This window comes from Marinobacter sp. (assembly GCF_041686475.1).
Classification (GTDB): domain Bacteria; phylum Pseudomonadota; class Gammaproteobacteria; order Pseudomonadales; family Oleiphilaceae; genus Marinobacter.
This window is the reverse complement of record NZ_JAWLDU010000019.1, coordinates 17,585-36,764: the sequence shown is the minus strand read 5'-3', so window position 1 is coordinate 36,764 and position 19,180 is coordinate 17,585. Positions and strand designations below refer to the sequence as shown.

The following is a 19,180-nucleotide window of genomic DNA, read 5'->3' as shown; positions in this document are numbered from 1 at the left end:
CGGTTCCCCCTGATGGCATCCAGTGTGGCTGATCAAGAAAACAGACATGTCTTTGTACGAATACTGTCACGCCTGGCCAGCCTGGTGTGGTGGCTGCTGCTGCTTGTCGTCATCCTGCTGGCGCTTTACGCCGGGCTGGGGCGGCAACTCACCAAGAATATCAACGATTACCGCGCGAATATCGAACAGGTACTGTCATCGGAGCTTGGCCAGGAAGTTCGTGTCGGCTCCCTGTCGTCGAGCTGGAACTGGCTGAACCCGACCATTATCGCCCGCGAAATTGTCGTGTTGTCGAATGACGAGAGCGCTGATGTGGCCGGCTCGCTGCAGAGTGTTCGCGTCGGTCTGGACTTCCTGGCTTCGTTGCGGCGCACGCGCATTGTATTTGCCGGCTTTGAGGCGGACGGTCTCGAGCTGACGGTAAACCAGACCTCTCGCGGCGAAGTGATGGTTGAAGGGGTTGATATCCCCGAACCGGTCGCCAACGATATTGAGCTCTGGCTTGACCTTGCCGGACGCTGGCTTTCCGACCCCTCGGTAAAAATAACCCGCCTTGACCTGGGTGTCCGCGACAATAATGACCAGTTGCGGCATGTGGAGATCCCCCAGCTGGACCTTGTTTACCAACGGGGCCTCTTTCATGCCTCGGGCCGGGCCATGAGCCCCGGCACGACTGAGCAACTGGCCAGTTTCGAACTGGTTGGCCGGCACTTTTTCCGCGGTGACTTCACCGGTCAGCTTTACGCTGATATCAACTCCGGCCGACTGTTCGACGGGCTTGTTGAAGAATACGCCTGGCGGGATATTCGCGTGGAAGGGTTTGATCTGGGTGGCCAGGTATGGATGACCTTCCGTGACGGCCTGATGCAGCAGGTCAGTGGCAGGGTAGCAACGCCGTACCTGCAGATCGGCGCTGGCAGCGAGTCCCTGGCGCCGATCGAGGACATCAGTGCAAGATTTGGCTGGCGCAGGCAGGGTACAACGGGAGAGCAGGGACCGGAGTCCGCGGAGCAGCCCTGGTTTGAGACCGGTGAGTTTCATCTCAAGGGGCTGGAGTGGCGATGGAATGGGGACCAGGTTCCGCCGTTCAGCCTGCGGTTCCGGCACGACGAAGCCGGGCCCAGGATCATTGCCGACGAGCTGGTATTGCAGCCATTACGGCGCCTGGTCGCCGGGCTGGGCCTGTTGCCGGATATGGCCGGGAGGGCACTTGAGAACTATCGGCCAACAGGGACACTGAATCAGTTGGTGCTCAAACTTCCGCCAGTGGGAAGCGGCCACTTTGAGCTGGCTGCGCAGATGCAGGACGTCGGTGTAAGGGCATACGGCGGGGCGCCGGGTGTGTCGGGCGTGAATGGCAGACTGGTACTGGACAGGGAAGGCGGTTATGTCCGTGCGCAGAGTGATGAGCTGACGCTGGGCTTCCCTGATCTGTTCCGTGGGTCCTGGAATCTACGGGACTTAAATGCAGCCGTGGCATGGCGTCTGGAGGGAGATATTATCCGCGTCTACTCGGAAGATATCGGGATGGTATACGGGGAAGGAACAGACCTTGCCGGCGCCTTTGACTTGCGGTTGGATCGCCACGGCGAAGACAACCTCGGCATCAGGGTTGGCGTTCGCGACGGAACCGCCGGGATGCTGGCGGACTTTGTGCCGGTCAAGGCTGTGGCTCCGGGCCTGTACGACTGGCTGACCACCGCGATAAAAGAAGCGGACGTTACCAGCGGGGAGTATTTCGGTCATGGCTTGATCAATCGCGATGCTCCGCCCGGGTCTTTTGTGTCCTCCATGGCTTACCAGTTCGAGAACGCAACCGTGCGCTACGATGAGCGCTGGCCGGAGGTCACGGACGCATCCGGAACAGTCTACGTTCAGAATGGCAGCACCCGGGTTGATGTGGAGTCCGGCCGCACTGGCGGCCTTGAGCTTCAGCCGGGGCAGGTCAGGGTTGAGCCCCGAAACGACGGCGTTCATGTGTATGTCGATGCCGCCGCACCGGTTCCTGGTGAGGCGGTGACATACTGGATGGAAAACAGCCCGCTTGGGGAGCTGGCCGGGGATGCCGGCAGGAGCATCCGGCTTGATGGCAGTTATCACCTTGACCTGGGGCTCGGTCTGCCTCTGGATTCGGATTCTCCCCCCGACATCAGTGCCACAGTGCGGGCAGATAACGGCACGTTGAGCTACTCACCGGCAGATCTGCAATGGACACGGATCAAAGGAGAGCTGAATTTCAGTACTGCAGACGGTTTCTCCGACCGGCCTGTTCAGGCGCATTTCATGGGGGCGCCGGTAACAATCCTGCTGCGCCGTCTGGAGGAGAGCGACGCCGTCAATATCCGCCAGTACGGGCGTCTCGATATCAGCAGCCTGCTGGCCCGGACCGCCTTGCCAGAGGGAGCCAGCCTGGGCCTGAGCGGCGAAGTCGGTTACCAGGCAACCCTGGACGTATCGCCGGGAACAGCATCTGCCGTCAGGCTATACTCGGATCTGACCGGTCTTGCGGTTAACTGGCCGGAACCACTGGCGAAATCGGCCGACGAGGAAGCGCCCCTGAGTGCACGGATAGAGCCCGGAGATGACGATGGGGTCAGCGTTTCCGTTGACTGGCCGGACCGCCTGAATCTCGACCTGGTGTGGCAGCCGGACAATCTCGGGCTGAATCTTAATACTGTCTTTCTGGGTGAGCGGCAGCTGGAGGATATTGAGGTTTCCGCGCGCAGGGACAACGGGCAGTGGTCTGTAGATGCGGAATCCGAATGGCTTTCGGGTGTTGTCTACTGGCCTACGGATGACAGCCCCGTTGTTGTGGATCTGGAGCGGCTGAAGCTGGCCAGGGATGATGAGACCGCAGAGGAAGAGATTCCACCGCTGCCCGACCCGGAAGAACAGATCCGGGCCTTCCATGAACTGGCAATGGAGAACTGGCCCGATGTTGATCTTCGCATCGCCAGCCTTCAGCTTGATGATGACGATGCCGGACGCTGGAACCTGGGGCTTCGCCCCGAAGCAACGCGGTTTCGGGTCCAGGACATTGCCGGAACACTCAACTCCCTGACTCTGGGAGGGGAGCTGACCTGGAGTGTCGCCGGAGACCGTGAAACCACCCGTTTTGTTGGCGACATTGCCGGGGAGTCGCTGGCGGACCTGGGCAATCTCTTTGGCACCGAGATCCCGTTTCGCAGTGAGAGCACGGCGGTCAACCTGGATATCGGTTGGCCCGGCAGGCCCAATGAGTTCGACCTGTCGGGGCTCAGCGGCTCAGTAAGGGTACGCTTCGACGACGGCGTCATACTTGAGGGCAACAATACGGCGCAACTGTTTCGGGTATTCAACCTGCTGAACTCCGATACACTGTGGCGCCGGCTGCAGCTGGACTTCTCCGATCTGTACGAGGCTGGTGTGGCATTTGACGCCATTTCAGGCAAGGCCAGCATGATCAATGGCCTGCTGACGCTTGACCCGGAACTGCAGGTGGTTGGTCCCTCCGGCGCCTTCAAGCTTACCGGCAGTACCGACATGATAGAGGAAAGCCTCGACATGAGAATGGTGGTGGTTCTGCCCCTGACCCAGAATCTGCCACTGGCTGCACTGCTGATGGGAGCAGGGGCTCCCATAGGCGGCGCGCTGTTTGTTCTGGACAAAGTGTTGGGAGATCCATTGAGTAAACTGACCAGTGCAACTTATAGTGTCAGTGGGAGCTGGGACGAACCGGATGTTCGGCTCAGGCGGGTATTCGATACCGGCCAGTAATGATGTTACCCGGAGGACAGCAAATGTCGGTAAACGAACAGCAGGCAGTAAACAGGCAATCCAACAGGGTCGCTGCCATACAGATGGTGAGCACCCATGATATCGCCGCTAACCTCAGGGAAGCGGAGCGTTTGCTGGCCGAGGCAGCAGCCTCGGGCGCCGGCATGGCGGTACTGCCGGAAAATTTCGCGGTTCTGGCAACGCGGCAGATGATTGGTTGTGGCCGTCGCGAGGCGGACCCTGACAACCTGATACGCCACTTCCTGGCAGACCAGGCTGCGCGGCTGGGTATCTGGATTGTGGGCGGCTCACTGCCTATTGCCTCCCGCCCCGACGGGTCTACCGTCAGGAATCATGTCAGGGCCTGTTGCCTGGTCTATAACGACCAGGGTGAGGAAGTTGCCCGTTATGACAAGATCCATCTGTTTGATGCCATGGTGGAGGATGCCCAGGGCCAGTATCGGGAATCTGATACCTTTGAGCCCGGTGAAGACGTGGTGGTCATCGACACGCCTGCCGGTCGGCTCGGCCTGGCCATTTGTTACGACCTCCGGTTTCCGGAGCTGTTCCGCAAGCTAAGGGAGCAGGGGGCTGAATGGATTTCGTTGCCCAGTGCCTTCACCTGGAACACTGGTGATGCGCACTGGCATGCGCTGCTGCGGGCCAGGGCCATCGAGAACCAGGTGTGGATGGTGGCGCCTGGTCAGGGCGGCCAGAACAGTGAGCGCCGGCGCACCTATGGCCACAGCATGATCGTCGACCCCTGGGGACGTGTGTTGTCAGAAATCGGCGAGGGGCCCGGAGTGGTTGTGGCTGACCTGGATCAGCAGCGGCTGCGCGATATACGCGCCCGGATGCCGGTCTGGGAGCACCGGAGGCTCTAGCGGGTTTCGGGGGCGTGCTGCTAGTGGGCCGCCTCCACATCATCAATGCATTCCCTCAGGTAGCGAAACAGTTTTCTCGGCTGGCCTGTGTTTTTGCCTTTCTCCATGTCCCTGCGCGCATTGCGGGCCAGGTTACGCAGGTGCTGGATATCCGCGGTTGTGCAGTAGTTCAGGAATTCCCCCACCGCAGAGTCGCCTTCTTCGATCATCCGGTCACGCCAGCGCTCAGCCAGGTGATGGCGGCGGGTATGCTCTTCGCTGCCTGCGTCAAACGCGTCAATGGCACGGGTCAGACCCTCGGTATCGTCTTCCTGGCGGATAATCTTGCCAATGTACTGCAGGTGACGCCGGCGGGCCTCGTTCTGGCGAATGCGGCGTGATTCTTCAATGGCCGCTCGCAGGGTCGCACTGATGGGCAGGGTGTCGAGCTGGTCGTTGCTGAGCTCGAGCATGCGCTTGCCCAGGTCCTGCAGCCGGTGCATGTCCCGTTTGAGTTGGGATTTGCTGGGGCCGAGGTATTCCGGGGAGTCGTCTTGAATATCGGTCATGGAGTGCCTGTTTTGTCGGATTAGCCATAAAATATGGTGGCAAGGCCGAGAAACGCCATAAACCCGACCACATCGGTTACTGTTGTCAGTATAACGCTACCAGCCAGTGCCGGATCAATGTTGCGGGACTTGAGGAACAGGGGTAGCACTGTACCAACAAGCGCGGCGGCGATCAGGTTGATGATCAGCGCTGCCGCAATGATGGCGCCGATCATAATGTCCTTGAACCAGAGGGTGGCGGCCGAGGCCACCACAACGGCCCATAGCAACCCGTTGAGGGCACCGGCGACGAATTCACGGTTCAGCAGCCAGCCCACGTTGGCACCGCTGATCTGCCCCACGGCCATGCCGCGGATCACCAGGGTCAGGGTCTGGCTGCCGGCAATACCGCCCATGGAAGCCACGATAGGCATCAGCACGGCCAGGGCCACGACTTTCTCGATGGTGGCTTCAAACAGGCCGATGACAGCGGATGCGGTAAACGCGGTAATCAGGTTGATGCCCAGCCATACCGCCCGTCGCCGGGTGGTCTTGAAAATCGGCGCGAAGGTGTCTTCGTCTTCATCCAGGCCGGCCATGCTCATCAGCGAGTGGTCGGCGTCCTCGCGGATAACGTCAACCACGTCATCGATGGTGATCCGCCCCAGCAGCCTGCCTTCCTCGCTGACCACCGGTGCCGAGATCAGGTCATAGCGCTCGAACAGGGTGGCCACCTTGGTGTCGGACAGGGTGACCGGTATTGGTTCGATGTCGGTGTCCATGACTTCCCGCACCGTTGCCGCCGGGTTCGACACCAGCATTTTGGTGATCGGCAACATGCCGATGAACTCGTCCCGCCGACTCACCACGATCAGACTGTCTGTCATCGGGGGCAGGTTGCGGTGGCGGCGCAGGTAGCGCAGAACTACGTCAATGCTGATATCCGGGCGCACGGTGATGGTGTCCGTGTTCATCAGGCCGCCGGCGGTGTCCTCCGGATAGGAGAGCACTTCCTCCACGCGCTGGCGGTCCTGCTCGTCCATGGTGTCCAGGACTTCCTGGATCACCGTGTCCGGCAGCTGTTGCAACAGGTCGGCAAGGTCGTCCGACTCGAAATCTTCAATGATGTCGGCCAGTTCCTGGGCGTTCAGCTGGCTCAGGAAGTAGCCACGAATGTCATCATTGAGGTACTGGAGAACGTCGCCTTCCAGCTGCTTGTCGACCAGGTTCCACAACAGGGCACGCTGACGGGGCGGAGATGACTCCAGCAGGTGGGCAATATCGCTGGGGCTCAGGCCGCCATTGAGGATGCGGGCAACCTGTTTCAGGGCGCCACTGTCCAGCGCTTCGCTCAGGGAGCGAAGGCGTTGGCGAGCCTGGCTTTTCTCCAGAATATCGGTCATGGATCACCCACAGTCAGAAAACGCCCGTATTATAGCGAAGTTAGGATGCACAGGTGAGAAAGAGTTGTAGGTGAATGCCGTTGACGGGCTGCCAATGGGGCGGCCGGCTATTCGCCTTCGCCGAAATAATTGTTGATCAGTGCTTCCAGTGCGTCGATGGCCTCGGCCTCGTCAGGTCCGTCGGCGATCAGCTCTACTTCTGTTCCCTGGCTGGCAGCCAGCATCATTACCGGCATGATGCTTTTGGCGTCGACCTTGCGATCATTCCGGCTGAGGTGGACGCTGCTTTCGAATTCCGACGCCTTTGCCACCAGTTTTGCCGCAGCCCGGGCATGAAGCCCGAGTTTGTTGATGATCTTAACGGGGCGGCGAATCATAAGCGGTTCAGCTTTCCCGACTCTGCAGGTGGGGAAGTTCCGTGTGCCGAACCTGTACGTTGCTGTATTTTTCTGTGAAATGCCGGCCCAGTTGCTCGCAGACATACACCGAGCGGTGCTGGCCGCCGGTACAGCCGATGGAAATGGTCATGTAGCTGCGGTTGCTGTCCGCGAAGGAGGGCAGCCAGCTTTCCAGGAAGCGGGTCAGGTCATCCACCATTTTCCGGCTCAGAGGCTCTTTTTCCAGAAAATCGATAACCGGCTGGTCGGTGCCCACGAATTTTCGGAGACTGGTGTCCCAGTAGGGGTTGGGCAGACAGCGGACATCGAACACGTAATCCGAATCCAGCGGTACGCCGTGCTTGAAGCCGAATGACTGGAACAACAGCGCCAGTTCCTGATGACGGCGCCCGGCCACCCGCTGTTTGACCATGTCCCGCAGCTCATACATGGACAGCCCGGTGGTATCGATATAGAGATCCGCCAGTTTCGACAGCGGTTCCAGCAGTTTTTTCTCGTTGCCGATGGCTTCCCGCAGAGAAGTCTTGTCGTCACTCAGCGGATGCTTGCGGCGTGTGGCGTGGAAGCGCTGCAGCAGAGACTGTTCGTCGGCGTCGAGGTAGATCACCTCGATGGTCACACCGGTTTCCTGCAGACTTCGGTAGATGTCTTCAAAATTGCTGAGCTCGCCGGACAGGTTGCGGGCGTCGATGCTCACCGCCATTTTGCCCAGCCGGCCCGGTGAACTCTGGGTAGTGGCTTCCCGGGTCAGTGGAAACAGCAGTCCGATGGGCAGGTTGTCGATGCAATAGAAGCCCAGGTCTTCCAACACGTGCAGTGCCGTACTTTTACCGGACCCTGACCGGCCGCTGACAATGATCAGTTTCATAGCCCATTCACCTCGAATCCGGAGTGGTTCAGCTTCCCTCGGCCGTCATCCGGCGATAGAGAGAGTCCGCGTCGGTACACTGGCGGAGCTGATCGCAGAATGCTCTTTCGTTGAACTTTTCGGCCAGCTGGCTCAGCAGTTCAAGGTGTTCACTGGTTGCTTCCTTGGGAACAATCAGAGCAAAAACCAGATCCACCGGCTGGTTGTCGATGGCATCGAAGGCAACGCCTTCCTCCAGTGTCAGCAATACGCCCACAACGTGATCCAGGCCTTCCAGGCGGCAGTGGGGAATGGCAATACCCTGGCCAATACCCGTGCTACCCAGTCGCTCCCGGGCGACCAGATTATTGAATATCTCGGTATCGCTGAGTGACGGATCATGTTGCTGGATCTTCTCGGCGATGGTTTCCATAACCCGCTTTTTGCTGGAGGCGGGTACCCGGCAAAGGGCCAGCTCCGGCGCGAGAATGTTCTCGATAGTCAGGGATGTGTCGCTCATGAATTGACTGCAGTTCCGTAAAAAAAGGCTGCGGCAGCTTTTGTAACTAAGCCGGTGCCGCAGCTCGATTAACTGTTATGCAGGAAGCGGGATGCCCTAACGGGCACCGTTTCCATGCATCCGGTCAACATTCTTTTCCTTGTGCTTCAGGATCTGCCTGTCCAGCTTGTCCACCAGTGCATCAATGGCGGCATACATATCGCTGTTTTCGGCCTTTGCGTGAATCTCTCCACCTATCACGTGTAGCGTAGCTTCCGCCATCTGACGCACTTTTTCCACCTCCAGGGTGACCTGGCAGTTACTGATGTGGTCAAAATGGCGCTCAAGCTTTTCGAACTTACCGGATACGTAATCTTTCAGTGCGGGGGTCAGTTCTACGTGATGGCCTGAAATATTGAGTTGCATAGGCTTCTCCTGTTATCGGATGTTTACTACACCAGTCGCTTTCTTTCATTGGACGGAGGAATGTGCATTGCCTCACGGTACTTGGCGACGGTTCTTCTCGCTACCTTGATACCCTGCTCTCCTAGCATGGCTGCAATTTTGCTATCGCTCAATGGCTTTTTGGGGGTTTCCGTTGCGATCAGCTTTTTGATCATCGCCCGGATGGCCGTGGAGGAACACTCTCCACCCTCGTCAGTGCTTACGTGGCTCGAGAAAAAATACTTGAGTTCAAATATGCCCCGCGGAGTATGCATGTATTTCTGGGTGGTGACCCTGGAAATGGTTGATTCATGCATTTCCACCGCCTGGGCGATATCCGACAGGATCAGTGGCTTCATGTGTTCCTCGCCGTGATCCAGGAATCCCTGCTGGTGCTCGACAATCCGCGTGGCCACCTTGAGCAGGGTCTCGTTGCGACTCTGCAGGCTCTTGATGAACCATTTCGCTTCCTGAAGCTGATCCCTCAGGTAGGTGTTGTCGGCGCTGCTGTCTGCCCGCTTTATCAATGAAGCATAGCTGGCATTGACACGAATGCGCGGCGCAATTTCCGGATTCAGTTCAACCCGCCAGCGTTCGTTGTGCTTGCGTACGATAACATCCGGTATGACGTAGTCGGGTTCGGCCTGGTCGAGAGTGTCGCCCGGGCGCGGGTTCAGCCCGGTAATCAGGGCCAGAACGTCCCGCAACTGGTCTTCCTTCAGGCGGCTGCGGCGCAACAGCTGGGCATAATCACGATTGCCCAGCAGATTGATGTAGTGGGTAATGACCAGGCGTGCCTGGGACAGCCAGGGTGTATCCGCTGGCAACTGGTTAAGCTGGATCAGCAGGCATTCCTGCAGGTCCCGGGCGAAGACACCGGGCGGGTCGAAATGCTGAAGGCGGCGCAGTACGGCTTCCACTTCGTCCAGTTCCAGTGGGTCTTCATCAGACTCCTCAACCATCCCGGAATGGATTTCCTCGAGGGGCGAGGTCAGGTATCCGTGATTATCCACCGCATCCAGCAGCGCATGGGCGATGGCCTGGTCACGCTCACTGAGGGGCGTGAGGTTCAGTTGCCATTCCAGATGATCGTGCAGGGTTTCGGTGGGCGAGTTGCGGGTTTCGAAGTCGTTGTCGTTCTCGTCGTCGTTGCGGGCAGATGACGCGGGAGCAGACTGGTAGATGTCGTCCCAGGCGGTGTCGACCGGGAGGTCATCGGGAATGGTGTCGGGGCTGTCAGTTTCCGACGACCAGTCGGGCCCGTTTTCAGATTCATCCCAGTCAGCAGATGATTCCGCGGCGGTGTTCGAGTCTTCAGAAGACGATTTTTCCGCGACGTCGTTGTCGCTCTCCGTGGATTCCGGGTTCTGGTTGTCGTCGTCTTCCGAAGTTTCCAGCATGGGGTTGGATTCCAGCGCCTGCTGGATTTCCTGCTGGAGATCGAGGGTGGAGAGCTGCAGAAGCCTGATAGCCTGTTGCAGCTGGGGCGTCATGGTCAGGCTTTGACCCAGCTTTAACTGTAATGAGGCTTTCATAACCATGGTTCAGGATCCGTCACTCGGTATCTCTCGGTCTCTTTCGGGAGTTTGGGTTGCACAAAAAGTCTTTGTATGCTGGCTACTTGCCGTGCCAAGCAAGTTCTTTGCCGAGTGTACTACAGGCGAAACTCGTTGCCCAGATACACTTCCTTGACCTGCTGGTTGGCCAGTATGTCTTCGGAGCTGCCCGAGGCAATGATGTGCCCCCCGCTGACGATATAGGCATTCTCACAGATATCGAGGGTTTCCCGCACATTGTGATCGGTGATCAGCACGCCAATTCCCTTATCCCGCAGGTGGCGGATAATCTGCTTGATATCACTCACCGAGATCGGATCGACCCCCGCGAAGGGCTCGTCCAGAAGGATGAAGGCAGGTTCCATTGCCAGGGCCCGGGCAATTTCCACCCGCCGCCGTTCACCGCCAGACAATGCCATGCCCACACTGTCACGAATATGGGTGATATGAAACTCCGTCAGCAATTCTTCCAGTTTGGCATCGCGCTGGTTGCGGTTGAGTTCGCGGCGGGTCTCCAGGATGGCCATGATGTTGTCGCGCACTGTCAGCTTGCGAAACACCGAGGCTTCCTGGGGCAGATAACCGATGCCTTTTCTTGCCCTGCCATGCATCGGAAGCGGGGTGATGTCGTGGTTGTCGATGGTGACCCGGCCATTGTCGGCGGGAACCAGCCCCACGATCATGTAGAAACAGGTGGTCTTGCCGGCACCATTGGGGCCCAGCAACCCGACAATTTCGCCGCTGCGGATTTCCAGGGACACATCGATGACCACTTTTTTCTGTTTGTAGCTTTTTGCCAGGTTACTGGCTCTGAGAACTGCCATCGGTATCCTGTCTGTCGGGGTTGCGGTCTTTGTTCCGTGGCTGAATCACCATCTCGACGCGGCCACTGCCTTCGCCCTGGTCAGCGGCGCCCTCGGCGGTGACAACACGTTCGGCACTGTCGTACTGGATAACGTCACCGCGGAAAAGATTTCCGTCCTGTTCGATAACCGCCTCACGCTCGAACGTGACGCGGTTTTCAGCGGCAGACCAGGTAATCGTCAGGGCGCGGGCGTCGGTCTCACCCTGTCCTTCCGTGGCCGGTTGCCGGTAGTGTGCTGGCTGGCCCGTTGCTTCTATGCGGCTGACGCCGGTTTCGTCCCGGTGCATTACGACCTTGTCGGCAGTCAGGTTGGTCTGGCCCTGGGTCATTTCCACGTCGCCGGTGTAGGTCGCGATGCCCTGGCCATCGTCCAGCCTCGCGCTGTCGGCGTTGACCTTGATGGGGTCATCCGACTCCAGGTCAAAGGCCTGCGCCAGCGGCACAACCAGCGCCAGGCACGCAGCAACCAGTACCAGCCGCTTAAGGGCTGACCGGGAGGGCCTGCTGTGGGGCAAAGGTTTACTTCCCGGGCTCATAGCGTCCTTCCACCTGCGAGTCGAGTTCAAGAATGCGGTCATCAATCCAGGCCTTCATGCCAGTTGCCGTGGTCAGGCTGACGGCATCGGTCAGCTCCACCGGCTTGTCCGTATAAACGGTGCGCTCACTGTTATTCAGCGTCAGCGCGGTTGTTGTCAGGGTCAGCGGGCGCCCGCCATCGGCTTCCCGGATTACCCTTACATCCCCGGTCAGATGAACCAGGTCGTCAGCTTCCAGAAAACGCCCCTCGCTCGCCTGAACCTGCCAGGGCGGGCTGCCTTCTTCGCCATAGAGCGTCGCCCGGGGAGAATTCATTATGGTCTCGCTGCGGCCTTCGAACTGCTCGATTCTCGGGCTTCGGAACCGTGTGGTCAGCCGACCGCTTTCGTCGTAAGACAGGTAATGACCATTGACCACGAAACCGTCAGGCTCGGATTCGCCACGCAGTGATTCAGCGTCTATCGGCTCCGATGGGTCGTCACTTTGCCAGAGCAGAAACAACAGTGCCACTATCGCGCCAGCCAGGCCCAGGGTTCTTGCCCATGGGCGGTGAATAATGGGCAGCGCCGCCATCAATTATGCTCCAGGTACGGTTGCAGGCTGGCATCGAGTTGCCCACTGGCGCTCAGCAACAGTTCGCAGGCTTCTCTGACAGCACCGCTGCCGCCGGCTGCCATGGTGCAGAGATCCGCGTGTTGCCGCACAAGCCAGTAGCCGTTGGGCACGGTCATGCCCAGTCCGGCATAAAGGATGGCCGGCAGGTCGGGCAGGTCATCGCCCATGTAGGCGATCTGCTGCGGGGAAAGGCCAAGCTGGCCGGCCAGTTCCTGAAGAGCGATCTTTTTGTCTTCCCGGCCCTGCATCAGGTGCGGAATGCCCAGGTCGTTCATTCGTTTGTCGGTGAGAGGCGAGCACCGACCGGTAATAACAGCGACTTCGATGCCTGCTGCCATGACTTGCTTGATACCCAGGCCGTCAAGAATGTTGAAACCTTTCAGTTCATCACCCGATGCACTGAAGAACAGTTTGCCGTCCGTCATGATACCGTCGACGTCCAGCGCCAGCAGGCGGATGGCGGCAGCTTTCTCCATCAGCTCTGCGGACCACTGCGGGCGCTGGTGATCTGTCATCAGATCGCCCTTTATATCACTCATCAGATTACCCCGGCCCGCAGCAGGTCGTGCATGTTGATGGCGCCGGTGAGTTTGCCGTCCCGGTCAATGACCGGCAGGGCATTGATTTTCAGCTCTTCCATCATGTTGAGCGCTTCTGCGGCCAGCTGGTCGTCGTGGATGATGCGGCCGTTGCGTGTCATCACTTCGGCAATGGGCGTGTTATGGATGTCCACGGAGCGGTCCAGGGTGCGGCGCAGGTCACCGTCGGTGAATACGCCAACCAGGTCGCCGCCGGCATTGATAACGGTGGTCATGCCAAGACCCTTGCGGGAAATCTCCAGCAGTGCGCCACTGAGGGTGGTGCCTTCCTGAACACGGGGAATGCGGTCGCCGGTATGCATGATTTCGGATACCCGCAGTAACAGCCTGCGGCCCAGGCTGCCACCGGGGTGGGACAGGGCAAAATCCTCGGTGCTGAAGCCGCGGGCTTCCAGCAGGGCGACCGCCAGGGCGTCTCCCATTACCAGGGTAGCCGTGGTGCTTGACGTGGGGGCAAGCCCCAGAGGGCAGGCTTCCAGGGCAACACTGACATCCAGGTTGGCGACGGCTTCCTTCGCCAGGGTGGAGTTAGCGTTACCGGTCATGCTGATCAGGGGTGCGCCCATGCGCTTGATCAGCGGCAGTATGGTCAGCACTTCGCTGGTGTTGCCGCTGTTTGAAATGCCAAGCACGACGTCCTGGCTGGTGATCATGCCCAGATCGCCATGGCTGGCTTCGCCCGGGTGCACGAAAAAGGAGGGGGTGCCGGTACTTGCCAGGGTGGCGGCAATCTTGTTGCCGATGTGGCCTGACTTGCCCATGCCGGTCACCACAACGCGGCCCTTGCAGGCCATAATAACCTCGCAGGCGCGCACAAAGTGGTCATCGATCCTGTCTGTGAGTGCGTCAATTGCTTCGCGCTCGATCTCAATGGCCCGCAGGGCGGATTCTCTGAACTTCTGGCTGATCTCGGTGTTCATCTGGCACCCGGGTTAAAAATGTTAATGCTTTTCATCGTGGCGAGAGTATATCACTTCACAGGCTCTGGCTGTCTTCATGACAAGACGTTCAGCAAAACTGAACATTGATATCAATTCATTTTGTGAAGGATGGATTGAGGTTATCGGCAGGTTGGCATAATGTAGCCGTCAATTTCGAGGGTCGCAGGTACCCGGGAGATCGCGGTGGATCCACGCGACAGGCCCTGCGACACCGATGCGGTTAATGGAAACTGGTATGGACACATCCCCCTACATCGAACTCAGAGACGTGGTGTTTACCCGCGGTGACCGTCGTATCTTTGATGGTGTCAGCCTGGACATACCCCGCGGCAGGATCACCGCCATCATGGGGCCGAGCGGTACCGGGAAAACAACCCTGCTGAGGCTGATTGGCGGCCAGTTGCGCCCGGATGCCGGCACTATAACCGTTGCCGGTGAAAGTGTGCCGGGGCTGAAGCGCAAGGCTCTTTACCGTCTGCGGGAGAAAATGGGCATGCTGTTCCAGAGTGGTGCCCTGTTTACCGATCTGAGTGTGTTCGAGAACGTGGCTTTTCCGCTCCGCGTTCATACCTCCCTGCCGGAAGACATGATCCGCGACATTGTGCTGATGAAGCTGGAGGCCGTCGGCCTGCGTGGTGCCCGCGACCTGATGCCCGCCGAACTGTCCGGCGGAATGACCCGCCGGGTGGCCCTGGCCCGCAGTATCGCTCTCGATCCGGAACTGATCATGTACGACGAACCGTTCGCCGGGCAGGATCCGATTGCCATGGGGGTGCTGATCAAGCTGATCCGGGATCTCAACAGCTCCATGGGCCTGACCAGCGTCATGGTCTCCCACGACGTGAAGGAATCCCTGAGCATCTGCCATTACGCCTGCATCGTGGCCGATGGCCAGGTTATCGGGGACGGCACGCCGGAGGAACTGAAAGCCCACCCGTCAGAGCGGGTCCAGCAGTTCCTGCATGGCCATCCCGACGGCCCCGTGCCATTCCATTATCCGGCGGTGGATGCCGGGCAGGACTGGGGTGTTACCGGGAGGAGGCGCTAATGGAAAAACTGTCGGCATTTGGCCGGTTGGGGCTTGATATCATTGCGTCGCTGGGCCGGTCCGGCCGTTTTCTGGCTGGGGTCCTGGGTGGCGTGTCCAGGCCTTCGGTGGCGTTCCCGCTGCTGCTCAAACAGCTTTACTCGGTCGGCGTGCTGTCCCTGGCGATCATTGTAGTGTCCGGCCTGTTTATCGGCATGGTACTGGGATTGCAGGGTTACACCATTCTCAGCGACTACGGCTCGGAAGCGGCCATTGGCCAGATGATTGCCCTGACGCTGGTGCGGGAGTTGGGGCCGGTGGTGACGGCACTGCTGTTTGCCGGTCGTGCCGGCTCGGCCCTGACCGCTGAAATCGGACTGATGAAAACCACCGAGCAGCTTTCCAGTATGGAAATGATGGGGGTGGATCCGCTGCGCCGCGTGATTGCCCCCAGACTCTGGGCCGGCTTTATTGCGGTTCCTGTGCTGGCGGCCGTGTTTTCGGTGGTCGGAATCTTTGGTGGCATGCTGGTTGGCGTCGAATGGCTCGGTGTGTTTGAAGGTTCATTCTGGGGGAACATGCAGTCGTCGGTAAGCTTTACCTCCGACGTTCTCAATGGCGTGATCAAGAGCGTGGTATTCGGTTTCGTCTGCAGCTGGATTGCGGTCTATCAGGGGTACGACTGTGTGCCTACGTCCGAGGGTATCAGCTCCGCCACAACCAAAACCGTGGTTTATTCCTCGCTGGCGATCCTGGGGCTGGACTTTGTGCTCACAGCCGTCATGTTTGGCGACTTCTGAACGCGGTATACTGAAACATCTGAACACAGGGGGCCGTCATGGCACAGAGAACAACAGAAGTCATTGTAGGGCTATTCATGATCGCCGGTATTGCGGCCCTGATGTTTCTGGCGCTGCAGGTCAGCGGGCTGACGCCAAAGGCGCCTGAGAGTTCGTACACGCTCTACGCCAATTTCAATGATGCCGGTGGGCTGACCCCGCGCGCCAAGGTATCCATGGCCGGGGTTACCGTGGGCAATATCCGGGAGATTACGCTGAACCGGGAAAGCTTCCAGGCACGGGTGGTTATCGACGTCAACAAAAGCGTGGACAACATCCCCGCCGACAGCTCCGCAGTAATACGTACATCCGGCCTGCTTGGTGAACAGTACATTGATATTTCGGTGGGCGGCGATATGGAATCCCTGGGCGATGGAGATACTTTCTACTCCACACAGTCCGCCATGAACCTCGAACGAATGATATCCAATTTTGCCTCCGGGCAGTAACACGAAAGCAAGTGGTTTACAGGAGATAACCATGGTTCTTATAAGACGCAGCCTGCTGCTCGTTACCTTACTGATGACTGCTCTGACGCTGCCGGCTCAGGCCAGCCAGGAAGATGAGCTGCGTGAATACGTGGATGAAAATACCCAACGGCTTGTGGACAAGCTCCATGACGAGAAGGGGTTGTATGATCGGGACCCCCAGGCTTTCTACAAGAGCATGGATGAAGAGCTGAAAGACTTTGTGGATTTTCGCCGTATAGCGGCCCGGGTAATGGGCCGGTATGCACGACAGACATCACCGGAGCAGCGTGACGAATTCGTGGAGAAGTTCAAGCGCAGCCTCTTTGACAGCTACGCCCAGGCGCTGGTGAGCGCTGACGACTTCACCATCGAGGTCAAGGACGCCACCATCAACCCCAATAACGACCAGCGTGCGTCGGTGCGTATGGAAGTAATCACCGACTCGGGCAGCCGTTACCCGGTAACCTATTCCATGTATGAGGCAGACGAAGGCCGCTGGATGATGGAAAATGTCATCGTTGAGGGTGTGAATATTGGCCTGGCCTTCCGTGACCGTTTCAGTCAGGAAATGGAAAAGAATGGCGGCGAAGTCCAGGTTGTCATTGAGGGCTGGGGTGACGCTGTTGAATCCCTGAACCTGGAAGACGAAGTCGACAAATCATGACACCGGAGCAGGCAACACTGGTAATTGATGGCGACAGGCTGACGATCAGCGGGGATATTGATCCGCTGACCGTGGTTGCACTGCGCAAGGAGGGTGAAGCGCTCATTCTGGGTAGTAAAGCGGATCTGGTTGTGGATCTTGCTGCGATGACAACTGCCCACAGCGTGGTGCTTTCCCTCCTGCTTTGCTGGCAGCGCCTGGCCCGTGGCCGCAGCCAGTCCCTAGAGTTTACCGGCGTCGGCCAACGGCTGGGTTCCCTTGCGGCCCTGAGTGGTCTTGATGGCCAGTTGCCGGGCTTCCCATCGCCGGCATCCCCTGAAAACCAGCACCAGAGCTGACCCGGACGCCATAATTGGTTACAATCCCGCCCCTGATTCAAAAACGCCCGAGGATTTTTTATGGAAGCCACTGAAGTTGCCGAACTGGTTAAAGAGGCATTGCCTGACTGTGAAGTTCAGGTGCAGGTGGACGGCAATCATTACCTCGTCGTTGTAGTGGGTGACGTTTTCGAAGGGTTGCCAACGATCAAACGGCAACAGCTGATCAACAAGGCGCTGTTCCAGCACATTCTTGACGGCACCATTCATGCCCTGCATCCGAAAGCCTTCACTCCGGCTGAGTGGGCCGCTCGCCAGGGCTGATACGCCCGCAAACAACAGGACTTAACTGTGGATAAACTTCTGATCAGGGGTCGTAAACCTCTGGATGGCGAAATCCGGATTTCCGGTGCCAAGAACGCCGCGCTCCCGATTCTTGCAGCCACCCTGCTGGCGGATGAACCTGTCACCGTAGGCAACCTGCCGCATCTCAACGACATCACCACCATGATCGAGCTGCTCGGCCGCATGGGCGTGGAGCTGATGATTGATGAGAAAATGAGCGTGGAGGTTCACGCCAACACCATCAAGCAGTTCCACGCCCCTTACGAACTGGTGAAAACCATGCGGGCGTCGATCCTCGTGCTTGGGCCGCTGGTAGCGCACTTTGGCGAGGCGGAAGTCTCCTTGCCCGGTGGGTGTGCCATCGGCAGCCGGCCGGTGAACCTGCACATCCACGGCCTGGAAATGATGGGCGCCGAGATCAAGGTCGAGAACGGCTATATCAAGGCCAAAACCAATGGCCGCCTCAAAGGTGCTCACATCTTCCTGGATACCGTGACAGTAACCGGTACCGAGAACCTGATGATGGCGGCGGCGCTGGCGGATGGCAAAACCATCCTCGAAAACGCAGCGCGGGAGCCGGAAGTGGTGGACCTCGCCGAGTGCCTGATCGCCATGGGCGCCGACATCAAGGGCCACGGTTCCGCGACCATTGAGATCAACGGTGTCGAGCGGTTGCACGGCTGCCATTACGATGTACTGCCGGACCGGGTCGAAACCGGAACCTACCTGGTTGCAGCGGCCGCGACCCGTGGCCGGGTCAAGCTGAAAGATACCCGCGAGGATCTGCTGGAAGCCGTTCTGTTGAAGCTGGAAGAGGCCGGTGCCCACATCGACACGGGCAAGGACTGGATCTCCCTCGACATGAAAGGGAACCAGCCCAAGGCTGTCAGCCTGCGCACAGCACCATACCCTGCGTTCCCGACGGACATGCAGGCCCAGTTTGCGGCGATGAACGCGGTTTCCGAGGGTACTGGCACCATCGTGGAGACGGTGTTCGAGAACCGCTTCATGCACCTGCAGGAGCTGATCCGCATGGGCGCGGACATCACCCTTGAGGGCAACGCTGCCATCATCAAGGGCGTCGACCACCTGACCGGTGCTCCGGTGATGGCGACGGACCTGCGGGCTTCTGCCAGCCTGGTCATCGCCGGCCTGGTGGCTGACGGCGACACCATCGTGGACCGTATTTACCACATCGACCGCGGTTACGAGTGCATCGAAGAGAAACTGCAGCTGCTGGGCGCCAGTATCCGCCGCCTGCCAGCCTGAACACACTGAACCGGAAGGACGCATGACCGACTCCATCACCATCGCGCTGTCGAAGGGGCGAATCCTCGACGAGACCCTGCCGCTGCTGAAAGAAGCAGGCATTGAGCTGGTCGACGATGTAAAGAAGTCCCGGAAGCTGGTGTTTCCCACCACCGACCCGAACGTGCGCGTACTCATTCTACGCGCAACCGACGTGCCCACTTATGTTCAGTATGGCGGGGCCGATCTTGGTGTGACCGGCAAGGATGTGCTGATGGAGCATGGTGGTGAGGGGCTCTATGAGCCGCTGGATCTGAATATTTCCAGGTGTCGTTTGATGACGGCCGGTAAGAAAGATACCGATGCACCGGAAGGTCGCCTGCGTGTGGCCACCAAGTT

Annotated in this window: 22 protein-coding genes; 10 read left to right on the top strand and 12 right to left on the bottom strand. The window is 58.9% G+C overall.

The window, feature by feature from the left end:
• Positions 1-24 precede the first annotated feature (24 nt).
• Together ACESMB_RS06600 and ACESMB_RS06595 are read left to right on the top strand one after the other, a co-directional pair.
• A complete protein-coding gene (locus ACESMB_RS06600; protein WP_372971157.1) occupies positions 25-3,756 on the top strand; it encodes a YhdP family protein in 3,732 nt (1,243 codons plus the stop codon).
• A 23-nt stretch (positions 3,757-3,779) separates the two neighbouring features.
• Entirely contained in the window at positions 3,780-4,640 is an 861-nt protein-coding gene (locus tag ACESMB_RS06595; RefSeq protein WP_372926583.1) for a carbon-nitrogen hydrolase family protein, read from the top strand.
• Positions 4,641-4,660: 20 nt separating this feature from the next.
• Here the strand turns inward: ACESMB_RS06595 and yjgA are convergent, their stop codons facing one another.
• From yjgA to ACESMB_RS06535, 12 genes are all read right to left on the bottom strand, one after another.
• Positions 4,661-5,188 carry a ribosome biogenesis factor YjgA gene (gene yjgA / locus ACESMB_RS06590; RefSeq protein WP_372926582.1) on the bottom strand — a complete coding sequence of 176 codons (528 nt, stop codon included), beginning with the start codon at positions 5,186-5,188 and terminating at the stop codon, positions 4,661-4,663.
• Positions 5,189-5,208: 20 nt separating this feature from the next.
• Positions 5,209-6,570 (bottom strand): magnesium transporter, encoded by a 1,362-nt coding sequence (gene mgtE, locus ACESMB_RS06585; protein WP_372926581.1) that lies wholly within the window; start codon positions 6,568-6,570, stop codon positions 5,209-5,211.
• A gap of 107 nt (positions 6,571-6,677) precedes the next feature.
• On the bottom strand, positions 6,678-6,947 hold the full coding sequence (locus ACESMB_RS06580) for an HPr family phosphocarrier protein (RefSeq protein WP_372926580.1): 270 nt from the start codon (positions 6,945-6,947) through the stop codon (positions 6,678-6,680).
• A 7-nt stretch (positions 6,948-6,954) separates the two neighbouring features.
• A complete protein-coding gene (gene rapZ / locus ACESMB_RS06575) occupies positions 6,955-7,836 on the bottom strand; it encodes an RNase adapter RapZ (RefSeq protein ID WP_372926579.1) in 882 nt (293 codons plus the stop codon).
• Between the two features lie 28 nt (positions 7,837-7,864).
• Positions 7,865-8,335 carry a PTS IIA-like nitrogen regulatory protein PtsN gene (gene ptsN / locus ACESMB_RS06570; RefSeq protein WP_372926578.1) on the bottom strand — a complete coding sequence of 157 codons (471 nt, stop codon included), beginning with the start codon at positions 8,333-8,335 and terminating at the stop codon, positions 7,865-7,867.
• A gap of 96 nt (positions 8,336-8,431) precedes the next feature.
• Positions 8,432-8,740, bottom strand: a complete 309-nt coding sequence (hpf, locus tag ACESMB_RS06565; RefSeq protein ID WP_007155319.1) for a ribosome hibernation promoting factor — start codon at positions 8,738-8,740, stop codon at positions 8,432-8,434.
• Between the two features lie 26 nt (positions 8,741-8,766).
• Positions 8,767-10,293 carry an RNA polymerase factor sigma-54 gene (locus ACESMB_RS06560; protein ID WP_372926592.1) on the bottom strand — a complete coding sequence of 509 codons (1,527 nt, stop codon included), beginning with the start codon at positions 10,291-10,293 and terminating at the stop codon, positions 8,767-8,769.
• 119 nt (positions 10,294-10,412) lie between these two features.
• The gene (gene lptB / locus ACESMB_RS06555) at positions 10,413-11,138 is read right to left on the bottom strand and encodes an LPS export ABC transporter ATP-binding protein (RefSeq protein WP_372926577.1); all 726 of its coding nucleotides are present in this window, start codon (positions 11,136-11,138) and stop codon (positions 10,413-10,415) included.
• The gene (gene lptA, locus ACESMB_RS06550) at positions 11,116-11,715 is read right to left on the bottom strand and encodes a lipopolysaccharide transport periplasmic protein LptA (RefSeq protein WP_372926576.1); all 600 of its coding nucleotides are present in this window, start codon (positions 11,713-11,715) and stop codon (positions 11,116-11,118) included. The genes lptB and lptA overlap by 23 nt, the downstream gene beginning before the upstream one ends.
• Positions 11,699-12,289, bottom strand: a complete 591-nt coding sequence (gene lptC / locus ACESMB_RS06545) for an LPS export ABC transporter periplasmic protein LptC (RefSeq protein WP_372926575.1) — start codon at positions 12,287-12,289, stop codon at positions 11,699-11,701. The genes lptA and lptC overlap by 17 nt, the downstream gene beginning before the upstream one ends.
• Entirely contained in the window at positions 12,289-12,870 is a 582-nt protein-coding gene (locus ACESMB_RS06540; protein ID WP_372926574.1) for a KdsC family phosphatase, read from the bottom strand. Before ACESMB_RS06540 ends, lptC begins: the two co-directional genes overlap by 1 nt.
• Complete coding sequence (locus ACESMB_RS06535; RefSeq protein ID WP_372926573.1) at positions 12,870-13,850, bottom strand: KpsF/GutQ family sugar-phosphate isomerase; 981 nt, start codon at positions 13,848-13,850, stop codon at positions 12,870-12,872. The genes ACESMB_RS06540 and ACESMB_RS06535 overlap by 1 nt, the downstream gene beginning before the upstream one ends.
• A gap of 256 nt (positions 13,851-14,106) precedes the next feature.
• On the opposite strand from ACESMB_RS06535, the gene ACESMB_RS06530 reads away from it, so the two are divergent.
• The 8 genes from ACESMB_RS06530 to hisG all read left to right on the top strand — a co-directional run.
• On the top strand, positions 14,107-14,919 hold the full coding sequence (locus ACESMB_RS06530) for an ABC transporter ATP-binding protein (RefSeq protein ID WP_372926572.1): 813 nt from the start codon (positions 14,107-14,109) through the stop codon (positions 14,917-14,919).
• The gene (mlaE, locus tag ACESMB_RS06525; protein ID WP_372926571.1) at positions 14,919-15,698 is read left to right on the top strand and encodes a lipid asymmetry maintenance ABC transporter permease subunit MlaE; all 780 of its coding nucleotides are present in this window, start codon (positions 14,919-14,921) and stop codon (positions 15,696-15,698) included. The genes ACESMB_RS06530 and mlaE overlap by 1 nt, the downstream gene beginning before the upstream one ends.
• A 38-nt stretch (positions 15,699-15,736) precedes the next feature.
• Positions 15,737-16,186: an outer membrane lipid asymmetry maintenance protein MlaD gene (mlaD, locus tag ACESMB_RS06520; RefSeq protein ID WP_372926570.1), complete on the top strand. Its 450-nt coding sequence runs from the start codon at positions 15,737-15,739 to the stop codon at positions 16,184-16,186.
• Between the two features lie 31 nt (positions 16,187-16,217).
• Complete coding sequence (locus ACESMB_RS06515; protein WP_372926569.1) at positions 16,218-16,871, top strand: phospholipid-binding protein MlaC; 654 nt, start codon at positions 16,218-16,220, stop codon at positions 16,869-16,871.
• Positions 16,868-17,209: a lipid asymmetry maintenance protein MlaB gene (locus ACESMB_RS06510; RefSeq protein ID WP_372971156.1), complete on the top strand. Its 342-nt coding sequence runs from the start codon at positions 16,868-16,870 to the stop codon at positions 17,207-17,209. Before ACESMB_RS06515 ends, ACESMB_RS06510 begins: the two co-directional genes overlap by 4 nt.
• Before the next feature lie 60 nt (positions 17,210-17,269).
• Positions 17,270-17,512, top strand: a complete 243-nt coding sequence (locus ACESMB_RS06505; protein ID WP_372926567.1) for a BolA family protein — start codon at positions 17,270-17,272, stop codon at positions 17,510-17,512.
• 27 nt (positions 17,513-17,539) lie between these two features.
• Entirely contained in the window at positions 17,540-18,802 is a 1,263-nt protein-coding gene (gene murA, locus ACESMB_RS06500; protein WP_372926566.1) for a UDP-N-acetylglucosamine 1-carboxyvinyltransferase, read from the top strand.
• Positions 18,803-18,824: 22 nt separating this feature from the next.
• A partial coding sequence (hisG, locus tag ACESMB_RS06495; RefSeq protein ID WP_372971155.1) for an ATP phosphoribosyltransferase occupies positions 18,825-19,180 on the top strand: 356 nt, incomplete at its 3' end.

Bases quoted from the DNA above. Each gene is read 5' to 3' on its own strand.
- mlaE (WP_372926571.1), top strand. From the start codon at position 14,919: ATGGAAAAACTGTCGGCATTTGGCCGGTTGGGGCTTGATATCATTGCG.
- ACESMB_RS06535 (WP_372926573.1), bottom strand. From the start codon at position 13,850: ATGAACACCGAGATCAGCCAGAAGTTCAGAGAATCCGCCCTGCGGGCC.
- ACESMB_RS06595 (WP_372926583.1), top strand. From the start codon at position 3,780: ATGTCGGTAAACGAACAGCAGGCAGTAAACAGGCAATCCAACAGGGTC.
- lptB (WP_372926577.1), bottom strand. From the start codon at position 11,138: ATGGCAGTTCTCAGAGCCAGTAACCTGGCAAAAAGCTACAAACAGAAA.
- mlaD (WP_372926570.1), top strand. From the start codon at position 15,737: ATGGCACAGAGAACAACAGAAGTCATTGTAGGGCTATTCATGATCGCC.
- ACESMB_RS06515 (WP_372926569.1), top strand. From the start codon at position 16,218: ATGGTTCTTATAAGACGCAGCCTGCTGCTCGTTACCTTACTGATGACT.
- ACESMB_RS06540 (WP_372926574.1), bottom strand. From the start codon at position 12,870: ATGAGTGATATAAAGGGCGATCTGATGACAGATCACCAGCGCCCGCAG.
- ACESMB_RS06560 (WP_372926592.1), bottom strand. From the start codon at position 10,293: ATGAAAGCCTCATTACAGTTAAAGCTGGGTCAAAGCCTGACCATGACG.
- ACESMB_RS06530 (WP_372926572.1), top strand. From the start codon at position 14,107: ATGGACACATCCCCCTACATCGAACTCAGAGACGTGGTGTTTACCCGC.
- rapZ (WP_372926579.1), bottom strand. From the start codon at position 7,836: ATGAAACTGATCATTGTCAGCGGCCGGTCAGGGTCCGGTAAAAGTACG.
- yjgA (WP_372926582.1), bottom strand. From the start codon at position 5,188: ATGACCGATATTCAAGACGACTCCCCGGAATACCTCGGCCCCAGCAAA.
- ACESMB_RS06510 (WP_372971156.1), top strand. From the start codon at position 16,868: ATGACACCGGAGCAGGCAACACTGGTAATTGATGGCGACAGGCTGACG.
- lptC (WP_372926575.1), bottom strand. From the start codon at position 12,289: ATGGCGGCGCTGCCCATTATTCACCGCCCATGGGCAAGAACCCTGGGC.
- ptsN (WP_372926578.1), bottom strand. From the start codon at position 8,335: ATGAGCGACACATCCCTGACTATCGAGAACATTCTCGCGCCGGAGCTG.
- hpf (WP_007155319.1), bottom strand. From the start codon at position 8,740: ATGCAACTCAATATTTCAGGCCATCACGTAGAACTGACCCCCGCACTG.
- lptA (WP_372926576.1), bottom strand. From the start codon at position 11,715: ATGAGCCCGGGAAGTAAACCTTTGCCCCACAGCAGGCCCTCCCGGTCA.
- ACESMB_RS06580 (WP_372926580.1), bottom strand. From the start codon at position 6,947: ATGATTCGCCGCCCCGTTAAGATCATCAACAAACTCGGGCTTCATGCC.
- ACESMB_RS06505 (WP_372926567.1), top strand. From the start codon at position 17,270: ATGGAAGCCACTGAAGTTGCCGAACTGGTTAAAGAGGCATTGCCTGAC.
- mgtE (WP_372926581.1), bottom strand. From the start codon at position 6,570: ATGACCGATATTCTGGAGAAAAGCCAGGCTCGCCAACGCCTTCGCTCC.